Annotated in this window: 22 protein-coding genes; 10 read left to right on the forward strand and 12 right to left on the reverse strand. The window is 32.5% G+C overall.

Annotated features, from left to right (window positions below):
• Positions 1-328: 328 nt before the first annotated feature.
• Both AC3WRL_RS18675 and AC3WRL_RS18680 read right to left on the reverse strand, forming a co-directional pair.
• On the reverse strand, positions 329-1051 hold the full coding sequence (locus tag AC3WRL_RS18675) for a LytR/AlgR family response regulator transcription factor (protein WP_492330977.1): 723 nt from the start codon (positions 1049-1051) through the stop codon (positions 329-331).
• Positions 1052-1140: 89 nt separating this feature from the next.
• Positions 1141-2148 carry a sensor histidine kinase gene (locus AC3WRL_RS18680; protein ID WP_261511816.1) on the reverse strand — a complete coding sequence of 336 codons (1008 nt, stop codon included), beginning with the start codon at positions 2146-2148 and terminating at the stop codon, positions 1141-1143.
• Positions 2149-2373: 225 nt separating this feature from the next.
• Here AC3WRL_RS18680 and AC3WRL_RS18685 point away from each other — a divergent pair, with 225 nt between their 5' ends.
• From AC3WRL_RS18685 to AC3WRL_RS18710, 6 genes are all read left to right on the forward strand, one after another.
• Entirely contained in the window at positions 2374-4746 is a 2373-nt protein-coding gene (locus AC3WRL_RS18685) for a TonB-dependent receptor (protein WP_492330978.1), read from the forward strand.
• A 9-nt stretch (positions 4747-4755) separates the two neighbouring features.
• A complete protein-coding gene (locus AC3WRL_RS18690) occupies positions 4756-5577 on the forward strand; it encodes a DUF4249 domain-containing protein (RefSeq protein WP_492330979.1) in 822 nt (273 codons plus the stop codon).
• Positions 5578-6064: 487 nt separating this feature from the next.
• The gene (gene rsgA / locus AC3WRL_RS18695) at positions 6065-7114 is read left to right on the forward strand and encodes a ribosome small subunit-dependent GTPase A (protein WP_492330980.1); all 1050 of its coding nucleotides are present in this window, start codon (positions 6065-6067) and stop codon (positions 7112-7114) included.
• 475 nt (positions 7115-7589) lie between these two features.
• Positions 7590-7778, forward strand: coding sequence for a helix-turn-helix domain-containing protein (locus AC3WRL_RS18700; RefSeq protein ID WP_492330981.1), 189 nt, complete (start codon positions 7590-7592; stop codon positions 7776-7778).
• A 173-nt stretch (positions 7779-7951) separates the two neighbouring features.
• Positions 7952-8128: a hypothetical protein gene (locus AC3WRL_RS18705; RefSeq protein WP_261511812.1), complete on the forward strand. Its 177-nt coding sequence runs from the start codon at positions 7952-7954 to the stop codon at positions 8126-8128.
• A 380-nt stretch (positions 8129-8508) separates the two neighbouring features.
• Positions 8509-10137 (forward strand): helix-turn-helix domain-containing protein, encoded by a 1629-nt coding sequence (locus AC3WRL_RS18710; protein ID WP_261511811.1) that lies wholly within the window; start codon positions 8509-8511, stop codon positions 10135-10137.
• A gap of 983 nt (positions 10138-11120) precedes the next feature.
• Here AC3WRL_RS18710 and AC3WRL_RS18715 read toward each other — a convergent pair.
• From AC3WRL_RS18715 to AC3WRL_RS18735, 5 genes are all read right to left on the reverse strand, one after another.
• Positions 11121-11747 (reverse strand): hypothetical protein, encoded by a 627-nt coding sequence (locus AC3WRL_RS18715; RefSeq protein ID WP_492330982.1) that lies wholly within the window; start codon positions 11745-11747, stop codon positions 11121-11123.
• Positions 11748-11917: 170 nt separating this feature from the next.
• Positions 11918-14107: a thioredoxin-like domain-containing protein gene (locus AC3WRL_RS18720; RefSeq protein WP_492330983.1), complete on the reverse strand. Its 2190-nt coding sequence runs from the start codon at positions 14105-14107 to the stop codon at positions 11918-11920.
• 13 nt (positions 14108-14120) lie between these two features.
• Entirely contained in the window at positions 14121-15023 is a 903-nt protein-coding gene (locus tag AC3WRL_RS18725; protein WP_492330984.1) for an ABC transporter ATP-binding protein, read from the reverse strand.
• A 63-nt stretch (positions 15024-15086) separates the two neighbouring features.
• Complete coding sequence (locus AC3WRL_RS18730; protein ID WP_492330985.1) at positions 15087-15854, reverse strand: retropepsin-like aspartic protease; 768 nt, start codon at positions 15852-15854, stop codon at positions 15087-15089.
• Positions 15855-15898: 44 nt separating this feature from the next.
• Positions 15899-16135 (reverse strand): hypothetical protein, encoded by a 237-nt coding sequence (locus tag AC3WRL_RS18735; protein WP_492330986.1) that lies wholly within the window; start codon positions 16133-16135, stop codon positions 15899-15901.
• Between the two features lie 201 nt (positions 16136-16336).
• Between AC3WRL_RS18735 and AC3WRL_RS18740 the strand changes: the two genes are divergently transcribed.
• Both AC3WRL_RS18740 and AC3WRL_RS18745 read left to right on the forward strand, forming a co-directional pair.
• Positions 16337-17665 (forward strand): sensor histidine kinase, encoded by a 1329-nt coding sequence (locus AC3WRL_RS18740; protein ID WP_492330987.1) that lies wholly within the window; start codon positions 16337-16339, stop codon positions 17663-17665.
• A complete protein-coding gene (locus tag AC3WRL_RS18745; RefSeq protein ID WP_492330988.1) occupies positions 17658-18350 on the forward strand; it encodes a response regulator transcription factor in 693 nt (230 codons plus the stop codon). The genes AC3WRL_RS18740 and AC3WRL_RS18745 overlap by 8 nt, the downstream gene beginning before the upstream one ends.
• A gap of 617 nt (positions 18351-18967) precedes the next feature.
• On the opposite strand, the gene AC3WRL_RS18750 is transcribed toward AC3WRL_RS18745, so the two are convergent.
• The 5 genes from AC3WRL_RS18750 to AC3WRL_RS18770 form a co-directional block, all read right to left on the reverse strand.
• A complete protein-coding gene (locus AC3WRL_RS18750; protein WP_492330989.1) occupies positions 18968-20062 on the reverse strand; it encodes a serine hydrolase domain-containing protein in 1095 nt (364 codons plus the stop codon).
• A gap of 320 nt (positions 20063-20382) precedes the next feature.
• Positions 20383-21060 carry a CPBP family intramembrane glutamic endopeptidase gene (locus tag AC3WRL_RS18755; RefSeq protein ID WP_492330990.1) on the reverse strand — a complete coding sequence of 226 codons (678 nt, stop codon included), beginning with the start codon at positions 21058-21060 and terminating at the stop codon, positions 20383-20385.
• Positions 21061-21301: 241 nt separating this feature from the next.
• A complete protein-coding gene (locus AC3WRL_RS18760) occupies positions 21302-21487 on the reverse strand; it encodes an SRPBCC family protein (protein ID WP_492330991.1) in 186 nt (61 codons plus the stop codon).
• Positions 21488-21519: 32 nt separating this feature from the next.
• Positions 21520-22086 carry a dihydrofolate reductase family protein gene (locus tag AC3WRL_RS18765; protein WP_492330992.1) on the reverse strand — a complete coding sequence of 189 codons (567 nt, stop codon included), beginning with the start codon at positions 22084-22086 and terminating at the stop codon, positions 21520-21522.
• Positions 22087-22222: 136 nt separating this feature from the next.
• Entirely contained in the window at positions 22223-22819 is a 597-nt protein-coding gene (locus AC3WRL_RS18770) for a Crp/Fnr family transcriptional regulator (RefSeq protein ID WP_492330993.1), read from the reverse strand.
• A gap of 348 nt (positions 22820-23167) precedes the next feature.
• Between AC3WRL_RS18770 and AC3WRL_RS18775 the strand changes: the two genes are divergently transcribed.
• Both AC3WRL_RS18775 and AC3WRL_RS18780 read left to right on the forward strand, forming a co-directional pair.
• On the forward strand, positions 23168-24433 hold the full coding sequence (locus AC3WRL_RS18775) for an NAD(P)/FAD-dependent oxidoreductase (protein ID WP_492330994.1): 1266 nt from the start codon (positions 23168-23170) through the stop codon (positions 24431-24433).
• 414 nt (positions 24434-24847) lie between these two features.
• Entirely contained in the window at positions 24848-25684 is an 837-nt protein-coding gene (locus AC3WRL_RS18780; RefSeq protein WP_492330995.1) for a GLPGLI family protein, read from the forward strand.

Below are 25684 nucleotides of genomic sequence, written 5' to 3' on the forward strand. Positions count from 1 at the left end.
TGTTGATTTGAAGGAAAAAGAAATGCCTTTTAGAATTAAGATCAAGGTATCTGATATAAATGACAGGGACTACCGAAAGATGATCAATTCCTTTTCACAGAAATAACAAGGTCTTCTCCTCTCCCCTATGATATATCCTTGATACCTGCTATCATTATAATTGGATTGAAAAAGATTTTTTAATGTACAATGAAGAAAAACCCAATAGGTTAAATACAAATTCCTTTCTGAAAAAGAAATTAAAATTATTGGTCTTAGCTCCTATTTCACCTTATCGTTATCCTTTCTAAAGGCTATTTTATTTTGTTTTTCCTGAATCTCACTTGTATTACCTATTCACGATCTTTTTTGTAACAAATTCACTGAAAAAGGAATCCTTATAAATACTTCCGATAGGTATTTCGTTTGTACCTATGTACACCGTGTTATTATCTACAGAATCGATATACTTAACATTAATGATATAGGACTTGCTTACTCTCACAAACATATTTTTGGGTAATTGGTCATAAATCGTTTTGATATTTATTGCCGTAATTAGTTTCTGATTATCGGTGTGCATCACTACATAGTCTTTTAAACCTTGAATAAAAAGTATATTATCAAAATAGACTTTAAAAATTCTTCGCTCTGCTTTCACAAAGAAAAAAGTGTCTGCAACCTGTTCAATATTATTGTCAGCATAATCCGCTTTGAATAATTTGGAGTAAGTGCGGGCTTTTTCAACAGCTTTTTGAAAACGCTCTAATTTTACGGGTTTTATCAGATAATCAATCGCATATACTTCATAACTTTCGGTAGCAAATTCAGAATATGCGGTTGTAAAAATTACAAATGTTTCTTTGGGAATGGTTCGGGAAAACTCAATCCCATTAATTCCTGGCATCTGAATATCAAGAAAGATTAATTCAACGGTATTGCGTTCTATAAAATTTGTGACAGCTTCAGGGCTGTTGAATGAACCTATTAAATCTAAATCATCATTTTGGTTAATCAACATCTCTATGGCTTCTCTTGCTAAAGGCTCATCATCTAAAATAATACAATTCATAATTTTATATATTTACCATACAACGAAAGACTCGTCTGCAATATTTGAATTTTCTTCTCACCACTGATCCTTATTTATCACCATGTAAGTTATAGCTGTATGGTCAAGGTTACACAATACTGTTCTGAATCATCTTCGATATTTAAACTATGTGTTGCCGGAAATAAAAGCTCCAGTCTTCGTTTGACATTTACCAATCCCAATCCACCTGTATTATTAACGCATCTAGATATAGGTTTTGAGTTGATGCATTTAAAGAAAAGTTTACCGTTTATCACATCGAAATATAGGTTTACATAAGAAGGCTTTGTTGCATCATTGTTGTGCTTGACTGCATTTTCCACAAACGAAATGAACAGCAAAGGAGGAATTTGCAAGCCACGCAAATCTCCTTCTTGTGAAATCAGGAAATCAAAACTGTCTCGTCTCACTTTTTCCAAATTTAAAAAATCTTCTAAGAAATGAATATCCGAAGTCAACAACACTTTATCTCTTGCACTGTCATAAAGTTGGTACCGAAGTAAATCGCTCAGCTTCATTAAAACCTGCGATGCTTTTTCAGGGTCTTTCTTCGTCAGTACATTGGCATTATTCAGCATATTAAACAAAAAATGCGGATTGATCTGGTTTTTCAGCTGTTCCAATTCTGCATAAGTTTTCGATTGCCCTAAATCGTAGATCAATTGCTTATCCATCATCCCTTTCTGAAATAGCTTTATGGAAGAGGAAGCAGCCAGCAGCAGCGCAGTAAGGAAGGAAAAAAGGGGGATGTTCACCCCATGTTCTTTATTAAAAGGATTGAAAAAATAGCCACAAATAGCTACTATAACCAGTATACCAATGACGGATAAACAATATTCAATATTTCTATTCCTGAACAAAAGCTTTGGTACCAGCACATACATATTTATATAGAATAATATAATAAAATATAAAAATATCACGACCGGATTGTCAATTACAGAAGTACTGTTATACAACACGGCACCGATAAAAGCAATGAACAGCAGATTCCGGTATATTCTGCGGTCAGGTGAAATCAGGAAATGAAAAAACAGGTTTTCACTAATAAGCTGTCGATGGGTAAAATCATTCATTTATAAAATTGTATAAAACAAAACTTAACATTTAAGCCTATGGTTTGATCTGCTTCTATACAATAGCAGCAAGTATTATAAAAACGTATGGAACAGGAATTATATTTTGTAGCGTCCCAACATTGTTTCCTATAAAAGATACTACGTTTTGTATAATTACAAAAAAACAGCTATTCAAAGGGGTAGTTTTGTGCTCAAACTACAATTGTTAAATCTATTTTTAAGATGAGATGCAAGATCATTTGTACACTGTTATTTATAACCATTTCATTCGGGGTTCATTCACAGAATAAAGTTACATTGAGTGGAATAATCACCATAAAGACAACCACCGAAACAATACACGGTGCAAACATTTTTATTCCTGAAGCAAAGGTATCAACAGTTACAGATGCGTACGGTTTTTATTCTATTACCCTGCCCAAAAGAGAATATAATTTGATTATAAGCTATGTGGGATTTGAGAATATTGAGGAACGTATCACTTTGATGGAAAATACCAGAAGGGATTTTTCGATGCTTGAAAAAAGCAAAACTATAGATGAAGTCGTGATAAAAAATACTGGTTCAGCAAGCAACATCCGAACACCGGAAATGAGTGTGAATAAACTATCTGTGTCTACCATTAAAAAGATGCCAGCAGTAATGGGTGAGGTTGATATTCTGAAAGCTATTCTGCAGCTTCCGGGAGTCTCCAACGCGCAGGAAGGTGCAACAGGCTTTAACGTTAGAGGCGGTTCAGTTGACGGTAATTTGGTAATGTTAGATGAGGCCGTTGTCTACAATACTTCGCACCTGTTTGGCTTTTTCTCCGTTTTTAATGCAGACATCATTAAAGATCTGAAATTATATAAAGGGGGAATACCTGCTCAATTCGGCGGGCGTACATCCTCTGTTTTGGATATTTACCAAAAAGAAGGAAACAATAAAGAATATCACATAGCAGGTGGAATCGGAGCGGTTTCAAGCAGGTTATCGGCGGAAGGCCCGATTATAAAGGACAAAGGTTCGTTCATAGTTGCTGGCCGCGCTTCTTATGCCCATTTGTTTATGAAACTTGCTGACAATTCCAATTCCGTTTCTTTTTATGATCTGAACGCTAAACTGAATTATAAGATCAATGACAATAACAGGGTTTTTCTTTCAGCCTATTTTGGCAAGGATAAAATGGATTTCAACAATTTTTTCAGCAACAATTATTCAAACTCATTTTTTAATCTTCGTTGGAACCATATCTTTTCCGATAAATTTTTCTCCAACGCATCGGTTATTTACAGCAAGTACGATTATGGGCTGAAGATAAAATATGTTGGTATAGACTGGGTATCAGACATCCGTAATTATAATCTAAAGTACAATTTTACGCATCATCTGTCTGATAGGCTGGTTTTGAATTATGGCATCAATTCCATCTACTACCAATTCAATCCCGGCACTATAAAACCTCTGGATGCAACATCCCCTATCAATGCCGATCAGATTGAAAAAAAATATGCCTTGGAAAATGCGGTTTATATTAGTACTGAACAAAGAATCACTGACAAATTATCATTAAATTACGGATTGCGATATAGCAATTTCCTACGATTAGGGGAACAAAACATAAATAATTACACTAATAATGAGGCAGTGGTTTTCAACCCTGATTTACAAATTTATGGGGAAGGAACGCCAACTGGTATTACGCATTATAACAAAAACAAAAAGATTATCAGTTTTGGGAATTTAGAGCCTCGTCTGGCCATTTCTTATGTCATAGATGACAATCAATCCGTTAAAGGGAGTTATAACCGGATGAGCCAGTATATTCATTTAATTTCCAACACGGCTTCCGTCTCTCCACTGGATATCTGGGCACCGAGCGACCAGTACCTGAAACCAGAAATTCTTGACCAGCTTGCATTGGGCTATTTCAGAAATTTCAGCAATGGAAAATATTCCCTTGAAACAGAAGCATTTTACAAAAAAACCAAAAACAAAGCGGATTATATTGACGGTGCCGAATTGATTGCTAACAGAGCCATAGAACAAGTATTACTAAACGGAGAGGCTAGAGCCTACGGACTTGAAGTAATGCTGAAGAAAAACACCGGAAAACTAACAGGGTGGCTTTCTTACACGCTTTCTCGAGCAGAACAACGTACACCGGGAAGAAATGAGGACGAACCCGGTATTAACAATGGCAAATGGTATCGTGCCAATTACAATAAAACGCATAACTTTTCACTTACAGCTACTTATCAACTGACCAAAAAATGGAGTTTTGGTGGCATTTTTACCTACCAGACAGGGAAGGCTGCAACCTACCCCATCGGCAAATATCAGTATCAGGGAATCACAATTGCAAATTACGGAGCGCGAAATGCTAATTCACTCCCATCTTATCATCATTTGGATCTATCGGCAACCTACACGCCAAAACCTGACAACAAAAGAAGATGGAAAGGTGAATGGGTGTTTAGTATTTACAATGTTTACAATAGAAGCAATGCTGCATCCATTATGTTCGAGCAAAACAGAGAAACAGGGGTGAGCGAAGCAAAGAAGATATCAATTTTCGGTATAGTTCCGGGTGTAGCTTACAATTTCAGATTTTAATTCAATACTATGAAAAATAAACTTAAATACCTGGTTATTTCATTCTGTTTTTTTCTTCTGTCTTGCACAAAAGTAATAGAAGTAGATTTAGAAACAGCAGAACCGAAATTGGTAATTGACGCATCGATTGATTGGATAAAGGGTACGACCGGCAGTGAACAGAAAATCAAACTCTCCACCACTACCGGATATTACAGTACCCTATTTCCTACAGTTTCAGGAGCTGATATAGTGATAACAAATTCAGCAAATACTGTTTTTAGTTTTATAGAGACTCCTGGTACAGGAGAATATACCTGTTCTAATTTCCATCCTGTTATCAGCGAAATCTATACATTAAAAGTAGTTTTAAATAAGGAAATTTATACGGCAACCGAAACCTGCATCGGGGTGCCGGATATTGAAAATAATATTGTACAAAATAATACCGGCGGATTTGGAGGTGATGAAGTAGAAATCAAATACTACTATAAGGACAATGGAAATGAAGAAAATTATTATCTCCACCGTATTGTATCACCTGTTTCAATGTTTCCTGATTATAAAGCCCAGGATGACGAGAACAGTCAGGGCAACCTAATGCAGGAATATTTTTCTGACAAAGATCTGAAGGTCGGGGATCTGATAAACATCCGACTGTATGGAATTTCCAGAAGATATTATGATTATTTCAGAAAACTGTTAACAGCATCCGGAGCTGGTGCCGGCCCGTTTCAAACAACACCGGGCTCGGTGAGAGGGAATATCATCAATCAGACCCATTTCGCAAACTTTGCATATGGTTATTTCAGATTATCAGAAGTGTATGTAAAGGATTATACAATACAGTAATTAATTGGGTTTACAGATATTTTTAAGTAAAAAAACGAAAATTTTATTCTTTAATTAAAAATTTAATTTATCCTATTTTATTATTCTTATCTACATACCTCCAGCCCTAAATCCAAACATGCTGCTGCATGATTCATTTTATAATCTTTACACAATTTTAATAATTCAGTAATGTCTCTAATGCTACTTTTGCCCGACCCAACAAGTACAATCGACAAAAATAGGCGTAAGACTTACCTATTTAAAACGCATATGAATAAGCTACCAAAATATTGAATCAGTTTTTTATATATTTGTACTTTATGCAAAAACAACTATTCACATATCATACTTTAATGATTGGAATGATTGCCTAATTCCGGCTATTTTGTTTCTTAAATCATCAGCTTGGTAGTCACCATATTACCAATAGTTATTTGTATGTAACAAAGTATTCGGACAATAAAGGATCTAATCAATTTATTTCATCATTTTAAACTAGTCAGTAGTGAATAACTTATCATTATATGGTTGGAACAACAATTTGTTCCAGCTTAAACAAACCTCGCAATACAAAAATCTTTTTCATGGTCGTGTTGCTGCAGTAAACAGAACCAATTATGAAGTTATTGCAGAGAATAATCGACTATTGTGCGAACTATCAGGTAATGTACTGTATGGAAGTCCATCATTTGAACTTCCATGTACAGGTGATTGGGTTATCTTTCAACCTTTTAACGATAACAAAGGAATAATTGTCGATATTTTACCACGCAAACATACATTGTACAGAAGAAAGACCGGTACATTATCCGACAGGCAAGCTATTGCATCATATGTTGACAAAGCATGTATCGTACAAAGCCTTGATGCCAATTTCAACGTTCGCCGGCTGGAACGTTTTATAGTTCAGGTAGTAGAAGAAAATATTCAACCGATATTGATCTTAACTAAATCTGATTTGGAGTTTAACCGCCACCAAATAGACGAATCATTGAAACATATTAGCTGCCAAATGCCAATATTTTTCATAAGCATCCTTTCGCCCGAAACCATATTTCCAGTGCGGGAATCAATCAAGCAGGGGGAGACGATCGTCTTTGTGGGATCATCAGGGGTCGGAAAAAGTTCTTTGATCAACGCACTGTGTGAGCGGACAGTATTTCTTACTTCTGAGATAAGTAAATCCTCAGGAAAAGGGCGACATACCTCAACCCGAAGAGAAATGGTATTGATGGATAGTGGTATTTTGATAGATACGCCCGGCGTTAGAGAATTTGGTTTAGCCGCAGATAATACTGAAACATTAGCAGAGATATTTGATGTTTCAGATCTTGCAAAATATTGTCATTTTCATAATTGTTCCCATGTTAATGAACCCGGCTGTAAAGTTATTGAAGCTGTAAACAGCGGTCTTTTAGAACTGGAGGTGTACAGTAGCTATCTCAAATTACAAAAAGAATCTTTATATTTTTCTATTTCTGAACATGAAAAGCGCAAAAGAGATAAATCTTTTACCAAAATTTCGGAAGAAGCTAAGAGAATAAAAAAGAAATAACCAATTTAACACAGGTGTTCCACTTTATAATGGAACACCTATTTTAATGATTACTTCTAGTAACCATTGAAATTTATTGGAATGTTAATATATATAGGAATATTAAAAGAATTTTACGGTTGACCGCCGAAGAAACTAGTTTACATAGTTTTTTTTATTTCTACTGCTTGGCAAGTAATATCTCACTTTTATCTAGTTACATTACCTAATTTATGCTCTGCTTGGAGGGACTGACGTGATAAGTTGAAAATTTTTCTTACTTACAAAGTAACCTTGAGATTTTTAATAGAATTACATATATAGTTTAAGAATTCTTGGCTACTAATTAATTTACATTCATTAATAAAAATTGAAGATATGTCTACAATTCCAAAATTCAAAAACAAAAAAGGATCTTCTTGTAGAAGACCCTCTTGGCGGGAGAGGTAGTCCTGTTAAACATTTAATTTTACATAATAAGTATAAAGTGAATACTATGGAGGATGAAGATAAGGTATTCATAACTTTATCCCGTACAGATTTAGCAAATATGGCAGGTATAGCAAATGAAACATTGGCACGCGTACTTCATGATTTTAAAGAGGATCATCTTATTTTGATAAAGAGCCGTAAAATACAACTCTTACATTTAAAACAATTGACTCAGATTGCTAATTTTTATTAATGCATGAGCATTTGCTATTAAATCCTATCCGTTTAATGTCAGGTAGCTAAATATCCTTCTATTCAACAGGATTATTCACTATGAACCTTAATTAGACAGAACATTTAATGATCTTAAAAAAAGCATTCAACTTAGATTGGCACAGTATTCTTATTATATAAAAAAATAACATTATGAATACTATAAAAAAATTAGGATTATTAGCGCTAACCGGATTATTTGTTTTTTCTTGTGCGCCACAATTTAAACCTAATGGAAATCATGGACTTCCACCTGGACAAGTGAAAAAAGTAACCGGAGCAAAATCTGCTAAACAATATGCGCCTGGTCAGTTAAAAAAAAATAGATAAGCGATATTATATACTGAGTATAATCTCACTGATTTTTCTCTTATTTAGTAAGATGTAATTTTGATTTCTGTAAATCAGTTTTTGAAATTATAAAATTGTTTGAGATAAATATCCATTACACATTAAGGCTTGAGTAAATAAAGCTATAATGACAGTAATTTTACTTATTCGTATGTCAGAAAAAGATTAGCATTAAAAATCATTTCTGATTTCTGACCAACATTTCAATATTTTTTAAGAATTACAACTTATACTAAATATTAATACATTTCAAATTACCCTTACTTATTAATATTATATCATTTTCAACCATCTTACAACAGCTAACTTGCTTGAAATATCATACATTTGTAAAAACACCTTTTCAAACAAAATTACCATTGAATTCCAATCAAATGAGAGCTTACCAATCTATTTTATTTCTTATCATCCTACATCTATTCACCTTAGGAAAAAGCCAGAAAATATCCGAAGAACAATTAAAGAACGAATTACACAACATCCAAGACAAGATCGGCAGTACAAGTGTCGTAAGCAATACCATAAAACAACTGGAAAAAAGCTACAGAACTGCAAAGGAAAATAAATACAATGTTACATTCTCCATTGGTACTGAACTGGTGCGAACATATTCAAGATTGGATAATTCGGAGAAAGTCATTGAGCTTGCGACAGATCTAGAAAACCACATCAATGAGGATTCACCGCCAGAGGAAGTATCCAATATGTACAAGATGAAGGCAAATTCATTGGGGGATTTGGGGTTTCTGGAAGATGCCCACAAAGCATATCAGCTTTCAAAAAGATATTTGGGAAAAATCAAGGACAATGATGTGCGTCATTATTACAGCAGCTTATTTTATTCCAACTATTCCCGTTATTTTGATCAAAGCAAAAAACAATCTGATTCCGTACGCCTATATCTCATAAAAGGCTTAAGCGAAGCAGAAAAAATATCTGAAAAAAAATCAAGTATATCACTAAAAAAGAAATATGATTTGATTCTTTCCATACAGGCAAACCTGACATTGTATTATTTATGGATCATTCAGCCCACCGAACCAAGGACAGCAGAGACATATCTTTTAAAATCATTGAAGATTGCAGAAAATAGGGAAATAAGTTCACTCAATAAAATGAACCTATACAGAACGGCTGGTGATTTTTACTTTGACCAAAAAGATAATGACAAGGCCATACACTATGCTCAGAAAGGCTTAGAACTTGAGCAAAAAATTTCATCCCCTTCCAGTCGGGAAAACTTCTACGAAATCTTAACGGAGGCCTATTTGGCTAAAAATAATACTCTTGAGGGAAAAAAATACAATCAACTTCTTACAGAGCTCAGGGACAGTATTAAAATTGCAGAAAAACATTCGGTGAATAAAGTTACCACAGCAATTAAAAAAGAAAAGGAAAAGGAAAAAAGCAGCAGCCTTAGAAACTACTTATATGTGTTCTTCATTATAATAATACTGGGATGTGGTGGTGTTTGGTACTATTGGAAAAGCAGGAATAAAGTCTTACAACAGAGATTTCAGGAACTCATTACCAAAATAAAGCATGAGTCAGAAAACCAAAAGAATGAAATGGAGAAGGATGGAGAAAAAGCAGTAAAAGCTCCGAAAACAATTGCTGAGGAAACGGTCAATCAACTATTGACTAAGATATCCAAATTTGAAAAAACAGAGAAATACCTGAAAAGTGATATTACAATAGCCAGTATGGCAAGTAATTTTGGCACCAATACAAAATATCTTTCAGAAGTCATAAAATCCTATAAGGACAAGAACTTCAATCATTACATCAACAGCCTTAGAATTGAATATATTACCAGGAAACTGTATGAGGATGCAGTATACAGAAAATATAAGATTACTTCTTTGGCGGAGTTATGTGGCTATGCCAATCATAGGGTCTTTCAGACAGCATTTAAAAAAGAAACAGGTCTAACTCCCTCAGATTTTATTAACAATCTGAAAAAGAAGACTGAATCGGAAATACTGTAATACAAAACAATTTGAAAAAGTAATAGCACCAATACACCTTAATGCACTTTTGCAAAAAAAATCTATTCAATCTTTTAGCATAAATAGGGATTTGTATGCTTCAATCAATGAGCAGAAATCTTCTTGGTGAACATTGCAAACCGATACCTGGCTTTGAAAACGGGTATGTCATTTCAAACAAAGGAAGGGCAAAATGCCTTAGTAGCTGGACGACAAGTAAAAAATAAAAGTTTTTGGAAAGAACAAATTATGTCCCTTAATATAATAATTAAGGCTGGTAAGAATAAACCGTATTTTTATATACGTGTACATCGTGAAGAACTAAGCTTAAATTAAAAGCCAGAATTTCTTTATTTAAAGAAAAAGATAAATGAAAAAACCCTCTTGAATTTTAATCAAGAGGGTTTCATTAATTTATTTTGATAAATCTGCCTTATTTTAAAGGAGATGACACTCAAGTATTTCTAGTTTTGATAATAAAACCAATCTGTTTTATAATCGCTACACCCACTAAATAAATAGGTGTCAAAGGCTAATTTAAATCTATACTTTTTCTTTTCTTTGAAAGCCTTTGAAATTCTTCCGGGAACAATTGGAATTCGGTATTCCTTAGACTCTGCACTTTTAAGACATGTCATTTTCCCTAAACATTTCTCAATGTTTAAACAGCTCGCTCCATCAAAACTAAATATAAAATAATCAAACAGAATTTTCTTTGCAACAAAGTTAGTTTATTAAGAAAAATCAACTTATCAGATGTGTGTTGGGGAATGGAATGGGTCCAATTTATTAGATTTCAGTAATTTCCTTTTTGTAAAAACATCTACGAGCAAAAAAACATGAAATAAGTAATGATTGGTAAATGCTTATAATATAAACAAAGAAGGGAGTAAGTAAGATATAAGAGAACTAAATCGGTTCTCTTTTAATTTCCTAACTTAGTCTAAAGTTGTATATCCTTACCTTATTTTAATTTTAGACGGCTATTCTTTTTTCAGATCACCAAAATCATGTACTTTGATAACTTCTATATGATCACCAGAAATTTGAAAAACATCTATAGCTTCTCTATATTTATCTTCGTTTTCTGTGTCTAATGTCCTGAAATATACCCTTCGTATATTATTCTCTTTTATTATAGAAATAAGAATAAACCAAGTATAATTGGAAGCTCCATCAGGCAAAACAGCACTAACACTAGCTTTTTCTAAAATTAAATAATCAGCCCCTGTGAACCATTTTTTAATAAGTTTTTTGTCATCAATAGGCCTTTCATTAAATTCTAAAGCAGCTGCTAATAAAGGCTTATTGGCAATATTAAAACCTGTATTGAATTTATTAGCATAATAAAATAAGATAGCTCTTGTGGGCTCATCTAATGTTTTGCAGTACTTTTGATCAATGATTACTTTTCCTGTTCCTATTCGGGAAAAAACGACGGTACTATCAAAGCTTTTGGGAGCTTTCACAGTGACAATTGTATCTAGAGGACTAGAGTTTATCACTTTAGAAACATTGTGTTTATTGCAAGAGACTGTCAGTAAGAATATGACTTGGACAATAATAATTTTTATAAAATTGATTTTTAAATTTTTTTTTCTGATTCTCATAAATTATTTTATATATATATATATTTAGAACAAAGTGCAAACTTAATTGAATAATGTTTTCTCTGTTTAGAATATTCCAAAACCTACCATCTACAGTTGCAAGTTTTATTTTATTTATAGACTCTAAAAGTTATTATTCCTTTTTCTCATTATTCATAAAGTCAGTTATTCTATTTAAATTTATCTAAAGTTTCAACGAAGTTGTCTTCATCAGGAAATGGACTATTTAAGTTGAAAACTTTCCCTTTGGTATCTATGATGATAAATCTAGGAATTGTTTGAATCTTATACCTATCCATAAATTCTTTTGCATCTGACAGCCAATATTGTGGTACTTTAGAAGGTTTTGTTTTCAAATAATTCAGCCATTTGGTTTTATCCTGATCCAAGCTGATTGAAATAAACTGGATATTGCTGTAATAGCGATACTGATTGCTTCGGGTATCAAATATCGGACGAATCTGTTTACATGGCCCACACCATGTCGCCCACAGATCTATGACCACATACTTTCCTCTGTATTGAGATAGTTGATGAGCTTTTCCTTTATTATCAAGGAGTTTTAAATCTAAAAATGGAGCTCCTTTTTGTGAGATGTTAAGCTGTTCGTATTTAGATTTTACAAAATTTTTATAATCATTACTGTTTAAACCTTTTATTTCTTTGATAAAAAGATGGGTTCTTAATGTAATGTCCGGCTCAAACTCCATACTTTTCACCAGATGCTTTGTTAAAAGGCGATCTTTATTAATTCCATTAGGTAGGGCATTTAATTTTACAAAAAGAATACTGTCAGCATTTGATAATCTATCCTTATCAGTAAGCATTTGATCAAGTTTGTATTGGATATAATCATCATTTTTGCTTAATAATAGAGTTGGGTTTTTAATTCCTGTATTTAATTCTGTCAGAAAGGAAGCTGGAGGAGCAAATTTAGAATCATCATAGGAAGTCATTTTTCTATAATTATTAATCTCATTCAAATATTGAATAGCAAGCAACTGTTTTCGGTATGCTTTATATTCATCTGAAAGTGCATTATTCTCTGCGTCTGTATAATTTTCAAGTTTATTTATATTATTGAGCCAATCAGATTGAGCCAGCTTATAAAACTGGATGGGATCATCATTAAATTTTTGCTTCTTAACAGCATAGGAAAACTGAGTTCCAAACCCGTCTTTCTCATCTTTGTACCTCTGTTCTGCAGATCGGTTAGAATTAAGATAATAAACAATATGCATTGCATTAAACGTGATATCGAAATCAAACCAATCCCCATTTCCCATTAAAATATCGATCTTTTTGTTTCCAAATTCAAGACTGTATTGATCAAATGGTATGTTCCTTTTTGTTTCCCAAAAGAATGTTCCATTTTTTACAACTGCACTACCAATCTGTTTATGTAATTCTTTAGAGAAAATCTTTATAGAATCCATTTTCAGATCTGTACTCAATTTCCCTTTGATTACAATCCCCTGTTCATCAATATGATAAGCTCTGGGTTTTTGTAAAATAAAAAATATCCCAGCCATTACTACCACAGAGAATGCTGAAAAAATAACTTGTTTTTTATTCCTTAAGAAAGCTGTTTTAAATTTTTTTCTGTGATACCAAAAATAGCCAATTATTAAAAATACAATCGCCCAAAACAGGCTTAAATATTCACTATATGAAATAAAATGGATAATGCTCCTTATATTAGGGGATTGCCATAGAAAATACATCGAATTATAGGGTATGTAGGGAAAACCTACTTCTTGTAGGGCAGAATATACATTAAAAAGAATTCCAAGAATTCCGACAAGAAAAGACCATATAAAACCAGGAAAAGCAACTGAGATACACAACTGAACTGCTGCAATTCCCGTCATAGTAACAAAAGATCTAATAAATGTTTTTATGATCCAAAATATATCAAAAGTTAGCAGCTTCGTTACGTTCGGATTAATATAATAATCAAGTGATGAAAAAAGAATATTTGATATAAAAAAAGAGGTTAGACATAAAAAAACCAGTATTAGTAAAACCATATATTTTGAAAGATATAATTGGAATTTACTGATCGGCTGTGTTTCCATAAGTTGCCAACCATTATTTTTATAATCAACCTGAGCAATTCTACTTGCTGAGACAATAATGATAAGTACCAAAAGAATTGAAAATGGCTTGAAACTGCTTGTTATTGAATTCTCAAAAATAGAGAAAGCCAGACCTCCCTCTCCTTTAAAAACAGGAATAAAGGTTTGTGCTAAAAAAGTTAAAATTGGGATTAAAGCCCCAAAAATCAGTGCTGAGTATACCAATCCAAGTCCTTTTATCTTTAGCCATTCAGTATTGACCAATATGAATAATTTTTTCATTTTGTGTTGATTTTTAATTTTTTGTTATTTCCATGAACCAATCTTCCAATCCTGCACTATTTTTGATCTCAAAAATCTCAGCCTCCTTCATCACCAGCATTTTATTAAACCTGATAATGTCTTCTCTGGACTGAACGGTTATTTCTATTGTGTTTGCATCAATTATTTTTGCTGAATAATACTCAGGAATACTTTGGACAAAATTGGCAGCATTATTCAACCCTATCCGTAAATGATTATGGCGGTAATGGCTATTTAATTCTTCTACACTTCCTGAAAACTTAATGGTACCATTCGAGATAATAGCCAAATGAGTAACCATCTTTTCAACTTCCTGTAATAAATGACTTGAAATAAATATCGTAATTCCCTGCTCTTTATTAAGCTTTAGAAGCAGCTCTCTAATTTCCAGCATTCCGTTGGGGTCAAGACCATTAACAGGTTCATCCAGAATTAAGAGCTCTGGTTTTCCAAGAAGCGCCATGGCAATTGCCAACCTTTGCTTCATTCCGAGTGAATATTTTTTCATCTTCATTTTTCTGCTATCCCAAAGATCTACCAAATTCAAAACCCTTTCGCATTCTGAATCAGGAAGGCCTCTCAGCTTAGAGAGAATAACAAGATTATCCCATCCGGATAAATGGTCGTAAAAAGCAGGGCTGTCAATTAAGCTTCCAATTTTTTGAAACCCTTCAGGATAAAGCTGAGATAACTTTTGGTTAAAAATATCAATCGTATTGCTTTCATCAGGAAGACTTCCCAACATTAACTTCATGGTAGTTGATTTTCCGGCGCCATTGGCTCCAAGAAAGCCAAAAACACTTCCCTTTGGAACGACAAGATTCACGTTTTTTAATATAGGCTTACTTTGTGTAAATCCATAGTTTAAACCTGAAATATTAATAAGATTTTCCATATGTTATATGATATATTAAATGTTATAAGAAAACATTTATGTTTATTTATGTTCCACAAACAATTAGGATATGATCTTACTTTCAGCCATTTTACCTTCATAAACACGTATTTCTTTTGACGGAAAATCAATCACTGTAATGTATTTACTTAACAATTCATAACCTACTATGCCATCAATATCGAAACCATGTTTTCTATTTAAATTTTTTAAAGAAGCACTATCAAAGCTATAAATCATATGATCATAACTGATATTATTGATGTTAGTTTGCATAATAATTCCTCTTGTAATCATACTTTCCCCATTAAAACCTTTGATAGGAGAATCCTTAAGATCATACACTGACTTTTCTAATTGTTTAAAATATTTCTTGTCCATTAAATTAATTGACGCCCCGGTATCTAACCCCATCTTATACTTATATCCATTAATTTCAATTTCAAATACAGGCATATGCTCTTTTAGTTCAAAAGATATACTTGTAAGAAGTTTACCATTTTCTTTTGTTTCCCTATCAAGATCTTTTTTTGTTCTAGCGTTTAATATATTACGCCTATAATCAAAAGTTAATTGATAATTGCTGAAAGCATTGAATCCAATTATCCCTGCCAAATTATTATTCTTTTTATCAATATGAGAAAGAGGCAGTGCAACAATATCAGTATTAGTCAACTTTATTCCCATCCAATTAAATGAGCTGATCCAAGTTGTTTCTACATTTTTAGATTTTCCTCCAATTCCATCAATATACATCTCAGAATCCTGGACATTTTCAATATATATACTTTCTGAATTTAAAATCAAATCACTTCCAAGACCACTATCCAATAAAAACTGCCCTTTATGACCATTTAAATCAGCGTCTACAAAAATTAACCCATTTTTATTTGTGAAATTTGTGATGAACTCATTAGGAAATAGTAATTTTTTTTTTCTTTTTCCTTTCCTACTATTCTACCAAAATTAATCTGATCCCAATCTTGTAGGAACATAGAACTTTCATTTTGTAATAGAATACTATTATAAGCGAGAAGTTTTATTGCATAAAATTCTGCTGAAATTGTTAATATAATAACCAATATAAACGAAATGAAATCTTGTATGTTCATAATATTTTTTTCAATTGTGCTTTAAATATTGAAATTCTCTTTTTAATTTATTTTCAATAACTTAATGATGCAAATTTCACAAGAAAAAAAAAAGATCTAGGTTATCAATTAGTTATATAGTGTTAAATAGTGTTATCACTCTATATGTTTTATTAAGTGCAATCAGTAACTTAGAATTTGCTTAATTAAGAATTAAGAATTATGAATACATTCTTTATACAATTCAGAAAACCATTATTAATAATAACAGTCATTGTCGTTTTAATCTTTCAGGGATATTGGCTAGGGAGCAATTATCAAAGTAAAAAGCAAGAACTTATGGACCGTGTTAAATCGGAAACCGTTCAGATATTACTTATAAATATGTATAATGCACCCAAAATTGCTGAAGCATTAAAAAAACAAAAAGTGTCTAAAACTGACATTATTATCACACAAAATACTCTGAAATCCGGAATTATAAAAAATAAAGAAATGAACCTTTCAAATAATAATGTATACTTTAGAGATAAAGCCTTGGATAGTGCTCTATATTATTCATTAGAAAAGGTGCTTAAAGAAAAATTAATTGATAAAGGTATTGCGATTAATGTATATTATGAAAAAGGAAAAATATCCCGAACATATCCTGAAAATCTTGAAATAACAGATGTGGGAACTACTAAACCAATAAATACATTGGTAAACGATAATGGTACATATCGTATTCATATTCGTGATATGAGGGTTACGGTCCTTAGAGAAATAAAAGGAGCTACTAATTTTTCAATTTTCTATGTGACCCTTTTTCTTGTTACTCTTTTTGTGCTTTTTCGAAATTTGACTTTTAGTCAAAAGTTGTTAAAAAGCAAAGAAATATTCACCAGAAATATGACTCATGAACTGAAAATCCCTATTTCTACAATATCTATTGCTGCAGAAGGACTTGAGAAGTACAATATTGTTACTGAGCCAGAAAGTGTAAAAAAATATGCACGAATAATTCAGCGCTCTACTCATCAGCTTTCCTCTCTTGTAGAATCTATTCTTCAACATGCCAGAGCTGGCAACAATGATGAAAAATTAGTTTTAACTAATATTAATTTATTATCTTTATTAGATGATGTAAAGGAAACTTTATCAAGTATTATCATTAAAAAAGAGGCAAAAATTGTATTTGAAAACATTAAGGAAAACATTGAAATAAAAGGAAACTATGAACAATTAAAATTAGTCTTTTTAAACCTAATTGATAATTCATTAAAGTATTCTGAAAATAATCCTCTAATAATAATTACAGCAGAAAAAGTGAAAAGTTATTTCCTAATAAAAATAAAAGATAATGGTATTGGAATTCCTTCAAAATATGCAAAAGAAATTTTTGATCCCTACTTTAGAATTACCAATGATGATACGCATGATGTGAAAGGTTTTGGATTAGGCTTAAGTTTCGTAAAAAAAGCATTAAAAAATCAACATGGAGATATTAAAGTTTTAAAACAAGAATCAGAAGGCACAACCATGGAAGTAAAAATTCCTTCTTATGAATAAGTACAGACTACTATATTTAGAAGACGATCCTGATTTGGGAGAAATAACCGTAGATATGCTTTCCCGAGAAGGTTTTATTGTGAAATGGGCTACCAATGGCACTGAGGGGCTAGAGGTTATGAACAATGAACCTTTCGATATTATTGTAGCGGATATTATGATGCCAAAATTAGATGGTTACACCTTTTTAAAAACCCTAAGAGACAGTGGAAACAATATTCCATTGATTCTTCTTTCTGCCCGTGTTCTTACAGAGGATGTTTTAAAAGGATTTTCTATTGGAGCTGATGACTATGTAAAAAAACCATTCAGTATAGAAGAACTTATAGCAAGAATCAACAGAATTTTAAAGAATTCATCTACAGTTTCTCCCGTTTTAAATGAAAAAAAGACAATATCAATTGGTGACTATGAATACAGTCCTCATTCCTACAAATTAACGCATAAAAAAGAGTCTTTCAATCTTTCCCCCAGAGCAGGCAGAATTCTTTATCTTTTAGCAACCAATAAAGAAAATTTCCTTCCACGTAAGGAAACACTTATAGATCTCTGGGGTGATGACAATTTTTTTAATGGCAGGAGTCTGGATGTATTTATTTCGAAATTACGAAAACAACTCTCACAAGACCCTCGAATTGGTATCATAAATATTCGTGCAATAGGTTATCGCTTAGTAATCGATTAATAAATATCGATTAATGTAGGTTGAACCTAGCTAACCACAAAAAAGATTGAAAAGATATTTCCTATCTATATAAGTATTTCATTTCTCCTCCAGATTTAGACAAAACTCAAATTATAATAATTAAGACTGGTAAGAATAAACCTTATTTTTATATCCGTGTAAATCACAAAGAGCATATGACAATACTAATGATTTCAAAGTTGTTTTATTACTGTTTTGTAGAAGAATTTGATATGAATAATAAACCTCATTATAATTAATCAAAGTGAACCATTGTGGGATCTCGATATCACGAAACTCAGATTACGCACCAGAATTTCAGGACCTCAAGAAAAATAACACATATAACATGGAAGCCTATACTATTAATCAATACATTAGAAATAACTCTTCCAAGTCCTATTAGACCAATTTTCCTAAGGTATTTTTCGAAGTTAGAATAATGAAAGAATTAAAAAATAAGAAGGAGCCTCCTTTTATTTATCTGAATTTTGAATGATAAATTATTATCTGAATGAAAGATAGAAAAAAGAATAAATGCATTACAATATATGCTGTCGGAGACCAAAAAAAATTCTTTTAATTTTAAATTTAGTCCTTATTATTTCTAAATCAATCTACTTTTGCATTCCCATCATCCTTTTTGCCCAGTTCTGGTAGATAGGAAACCAAACTTGATCTCCATTAGAACCATTGCAAAGTATGACAATACCGTTCTTTGTTGGTAAATCTAAAAACATGCCCGCGCTCCAGCCTTCATTTTCTCCTGTATGTCCAATTGTTCTTAGTCCTTCATAATTCATAAAACGGTACCCCAAACCACTTTCGCCCTGATCAGATAAAGGTAAAACAGGTTGCTCCATTAATGCCAAAGTTTCTGGTTTCAAAACCTTATTTAATTGCTGTGGATCGGCCATAAGGGATAACTCAGCAAAATGGGCTAAGTCCACAACTGTTGTCTGTAACCCTGCTGCGGCCTGTTCTGTAAAAATACGGTTCTTTATTGGGCTCCCTGAAGCATCATAGGCGGTTGCAGAAGTTTGTGTCATTTTTTCGGTCCATTCATAATCTGTATGTTTCAAGCCTAAAGGCTGGAAGACATTCTTTTTCATATAATCTGCAAACTTTTCTTTTGTCTTTTCTTCAAGAAGTAATTGTGCCAGGGTGTAACCACCACCTGAATATTCCCATTTCGTTCCGGGTTCACTTATTAGAGTGACCCATTCACCATTCCTTTTTGTTTTTCCTGAAAGGGATTCTTCTAAGCTCAGGAGTTGGGTTCCTTGTTCCGCACCTCCGTAGCCATGTACCGAAAGACCTGCTGTATGACTAAGCATACGTCGTAATGTAACTTTTGACACATCGTACTGGGATTCAGGCAATTTCCATCGGGTTAGATATTGATCAACAGGCTCATCCAATTTTATATATCCTTTTTCGGTTAGCTGCAGGAATCCCCATGCAGAAAATACTTTTGAAATTGAACCGATATTAAAAATAGTTTCCTTAGTAACAGGTTTTCTACTCTTCACCTCAGCAAATCCCATACATTGTATCCATTTGACTCTTCCGTTTTCAATAACTGCGACTGCTACACCAGGTACATTGTTCTTTTTCATGGCCTCCAATCCCAGCTTCTGAATTTCAGTATATAGCGAATCTCCTTGGTTAGTTACCCTTAATTCCTTAGAACATCCTATATCATATTTCATGGTGGTGCAGGAAAAAAGAAACAGTGGAATCACAATTAATAAAAACCTAAAGTTTTTGTCGCTAATTTTTGTATTGTTATTCATTGATATTTTGTTGATTTATAAATCTCAGGTTGTTTGGAACTAAAATGTCACTAATCTCCATTTCCTTTCTTGCTTTCGAAAAATTGTCAAACGACTCGGACTTAAATATCCTCTTCCGTTCATGTCTGTAGGCATAGCAGCAGTCCCCCCCCATTAACCTCCAGTGTCTGAGCATATTTATAAAATTAAGGAATAAACCTTTTGTTTACTACTTAAGTGTCATAATTTATTCATTTTTATTCTTTAGCAAACCTTTTTACATACCAGTATGTCAATAGTGGTAATGCGAAAATTTGAAAAAGGAATGTACATAAAGATATTAATCCCTCCAGATGGTTATCATTAGCTTTAATCATTAACTGTGGACCAATTGGCCCATTCGAAAACACTAAGATATTCACGAGATTCCAGCCTAGATGGATCGCTATTGGTAAATAAAGAGATCTTGTCGTCTTAAAAGCAAACGCGAGAACCCATCCAAAACCACCAGTCATAACCAGGATGATAAGCATTTGAATCGGGTTTCCAAAAGTACCATATGAAAACCAATGGTAAACACCAAATGCAATTGCTGATAATATACATGCCCATTTAGTCCCAAGCCTATTTATTGCAATATAGAGTAATGCTCCTCTAAAAATCAATTCCTCAAAAAGAACTGACTTTAATATCCACCATAGACTGTTAAGAATCATCTGTGTGGATATATTCTGGTTGCAAATCCAAAAATTATTGGCCCAATACACGTTTATGATATGATAAACTGAGCAAACCAAACTGGCCATCACAAGTCCTATAAAGAAATCTTTCAGCCTTTTCTTTGTTAACCTTAGTCCTAGGACTGTAAGCTGTTTTTTTTCCATTAACCGTAGCAAAAGCCACGATAAGAACAATATGATAATAATGCCAATCATAGTAAAAGCTTTTTTCTTTTTTCAAATATTAAATATAACTCAAGTATCTGAAAATAAAAAGTGTATATAATTATCAATGGATTACAAGTTACTAATGTATTCGTTGAAAATAACGAACCCATAGCATACAAAGCTTGCTATGGGTTCCAATTTTATTGTTTTCAACCTTAAAAAGCACCTCCCGACAGGTTTATTATTCCTTTTGTTTATTTAAGAAAGAATCCCCCTTACCTGCTTCAACCTAAGATTTTAAACTTCCAATAAATTGTTTCCATCCATCAGTACAGATCTTATAACATTCAATTTTAGGATGCAGTCCCAGATGTGTAAGGTTTAATTCCGTACTATCATTTTTACCCTTGATTTCCCAATTGATTGTAGTGTCGATCCATTCCGTCTGATTTTCCAATCCAGGAATAGCTACCAATGTTGCATTTCTAATTTTTCTGTGTACAGGATTTAGAATTGATTTTCGACTTTATATTTTACCAGTATTATACCGGATTTATAATCTTTCACTTCAATCAATTTAAGCCTTTGGGTATGTTCAATCTTTTGAAAAAGAGGTTTACCGCTTCCAAGTATGATGGGATGCACTGCTAACCTTAATTCATCAATAAGATTGAGGTTAAAAAAGGTAGTCGCTATTTTTGCGCCTCCATACAGCCAGATATCTTTACCTGGCTCTTGTTTGAGTTCCCTGACTTTTTCTTCAAGATTGGAATTAATAAAAATGGCATCAGTGCCATCATCTTTCATAGTTGTTGAGAATACATACTTGGTTTTGGTATGCATTAAATGATAGGCATCTTTTATTTTTTTGCTTGAATTTTCATCAGGCTGGATATTTCCCCACTTTTCATAAGCAATGCGTCCATAAAAGATAATATCTTTATCACTCAGGATCTCAGTAAGAATATCTCCAAGGTCAACCGTTTGGTCTTTTACAAGCCAGCCTAATTCTCCATTAGGACCTTCAATGAAGCCGTCAAAGGATATGGCAAGATTTAAAATAACACTTCTCATTTTTACAGTTCCCTTATTGAAAAGAAAATAAGATTGACGTAGAATTCAATTTAGTTAAGCATCTGGAATCTTCAGTTCTACCAGTTTAATCAGTTTTTCCAATGAGTCCAGCCCAAATGAAACCATAGGGTAACTTTCAATACAATATTTTTCGTCCATCTATTTTAATCTTATTCTCACTTTCCATTTTCTTAATAGTCCTTATCACCGTTTCAACACGCAAACCTATAAGATTGGCAAGTTGCTGTCTTGTATAAGGTACTTTAAAAGTTTTTTTATTATTGTTAACCTGGGTTGACTTCAAGTAGTCCATAACCGCTTTAATTTTAGACTCAGGATCAGCAGATGAAATATTAAAAAGCATTAAATACTTATAATATAGCCGATCTGCTATACACTTAAACATATCCATCATAACACTCTTATTTTGATTAATAAGAGTTAAAAAATTCTCCCGTGATAATTTTAAAAGTGTACACTCTGTTTTAGCAATGGCATTCATAGGATAAGGCTTCTCATTAAAGAGTAATGATTCTCCAATGCTTTGGCCGTCGGATAAAATATTCTGTATAAATTCTTTACCACCCTCATGGTAATTGTTAAGTTCTACAATACCATTAACAATCTGAAAATAAAATTTTGGTAGGTTTCCTTCATTAAAAATAATTTCATTTGGAAAGTAGTTTTCACACTTGCCTCCATAAGCTAACAAAAGATCTTCACTGATTATCATATCTTAAAATTTTTAGTTAAGTAATGAATATCTTAGTAAAAATTGATGTTTTTCAAATATCAAAAAATAAGCCATAATCATTTATCATTATTAAAAAAAGCCAAAAAATATCAACCTATTTTAAGATCGACATAATAGGATAAATAAGATGTATTTATTAATTTTATTGTTATTATCCATAAGATAAATTGAATAGGAATAAAGGCAATTAACTTATACTTTACTTATTCAAAATAATTACGGATTTTATAAACAACACCCCACTATGACCAATAGTTAATGATAAACAAATTAAACTTTGGTGCTAATATTGGTAGATAATTTAATAATTCCCAAATATTAATTAATATGAAAAAGCATATAATAATTGTTGGTGGCGGATTTGCAGGAATTAATGTTGTAAAATTTTTAAAAGGCGATAAAAGGTTCCGAATTACACTTGTTGACAAAAACAATTACCATTTTTTTCCACCTCTTATTTACCAGGTTGCAACATCTTTTATTCAGGCATCAAATATCAGTTATCCATTTCGTAGGTTATTTTCGAATTATAAAAATGTGAACTTCCACATGGGAAGTCTTATTAGGGTAAATCCTGAAATCAAAACTATTGAAACAGATACAGGAAATCTCGACTATGACTACTTAATTCTTGCTATAGGTACAGAATCTAATTTTTTCGGAATGGAAAATGTCCAAAGATGCGCTCTTCCTATGAAAAATATTGAAGAGGCACTTTATTTACGAAATCATATGCTTCTTAATCTTGAGGAGGCGGCACGGAATAAAGACGTAAAAAAAGCAGAAAGATTGCAAAATGTTGTTATAGCTGGAGGTGGTCCAACTGGTGTAGAACTCGCAGGAATGTTAGCTGAAATGGGTCGGTATATTGCTAAAAAGGAATATCCGGAAATAAAACTCAGTCTTTCCAATCTTTATTTAATTGATGCCTTACCTACTTTACTTTCCCCCATGAGTAAAATGGCTCAGCAGACTTCCTACGAATCCTTAAAGCAATTAGGAGTCAAGATCATTTTAAATGTTTCTGTAAAGGATTATATTAATAATCAGGTTCTTTTGTCAGATGGCAGCTCAATAGACACTGAAACATTAATTTGGACATCTGGTGTTATTGGGCGCGAAGTCCCGGGAATCCCTGAGAAAAGTATAGGAAAAGGAAAAAGAATTTTAGTAGATGCTTATAACAGGGTTGAAGGAACTGAAAACATTTATGCTATAGGAGATATCTGCTTGCAGCTTACTGATGAAAATTTCCCTAAAGGACACCCACAATTAGCCCAGGTAGCTATACAACAAGCAAAAAATCTGGCTGGAAATTTAATCCGCCTTGAGGACGAAAAGATATTTATTCCTTTTAAATACAATGATAAAGGAAGTATGGCAATCATTTCAAAGTTCAATGCTGTAGTGGATCTCCCAAAGTTTTCATTCAAAGGTTTTACAGCTTGGTTAACATGGCTTTTTATTCACATTATACCTTTAGTAGGATTTAGAAGTAAAATTCGTTTAGCATTAGATTGGTTTCGGTTATTCATAACAAATAATCCCTCAATAAGACTAATTCTATACCCTAAAAAAAATAACAATAAATGATTAAATGCTGTTACTTAACAAGCTTCCCAACTACGAAATAACTGCCGACAAAAACTTATTCCTATTTTTACTTCAGAACACCGAAAGGTGATCTGAAGCCTAAACCTGTTACTAAAAACAATTCAGCAAATACATATATAGAAGTCTTTCAAATTCTTACATCAATGATGCACAAAATATAAAATGTTGTATAAAAAATACCCCTGCTTGTATAAAAAGCAAACTGAAACTGATTTTGAAAATATATTTTTGACTCAGTTAGTCCTATCAATAATTTGAATAAGTTTTTTAATATTAAATTTCTAGTAATTTCTTCCAAACATAAATAAACTTTCCAGCAACATTGTTCAAAAAAACACAACTTATCTGAGGGTTCCTTCTTGAAATTGGAAGTCATCCATTAAATAATTAATTATGAAAAATATTCTAGCTCTATCAACATTGTTCTTTATCATATTCATTCCGTCGCAAACCCATAGATTTATTTATGAGCTACAGTATAAAATGGATTCAACAGATGCAGGTTATGAAAAATTGAATATGCTTCTGGACATCAGTCCAAAGGAGGTCAAATTTTATGGCCAAAATTTACTGGCAACTGATTCTCTAAATAAAAAATTCGGTACAAACAATAGCCACACCGATATGTCTGGACAGATCGTGAAAAGAAAAATCAACACGTATGATAACACAAATTTCATTGCGATTAAAGAAGGATATTATTCATTTAAAACATCAGACAAGATCAGCTGGATTATTTCGGATGAGACTAAAAAAGTGGAAAATTATACTCTTCAAAAAGCTACTACCCGATTTGGAGGAAGGAATTGGACAGCGTGGTTCTGCAAGGATATTCCTTTTAATGAAGGGCCTTATAAATTCCGTGGGCTTCCTGGACTGGTTTTTGAGCTTTGGGATACCAAAAAAAATTTCATCTATAATTTGATAAAAAGCCAGGAGCTTACAGGCACTTTTAATACTAATAATTTTGTAGAATCCAACTTTGGAAATAGAGCAATACCCATTAATGAAAAACAAAAAAACAAGCTGATTATGGATTTTTACAATGATCCTTTTGCTTTTGAAAGAAATAATTTCAGCAAAACAAATACTGACTTAAAGATTAATATTAATGGAAAAGAAATCCATACTCTTGATGAGCTGAATACCCAGAAAAAAAATATGCAGGAAGTAATAAGGAGATATAATAATCCTATAGAGATAGATAAAGCTGTTCACTACAAAGAATAA

It is taken from the genome of Chryseobacterium sp. FW101-FHT12H09 (assembly GCF_058790395.1).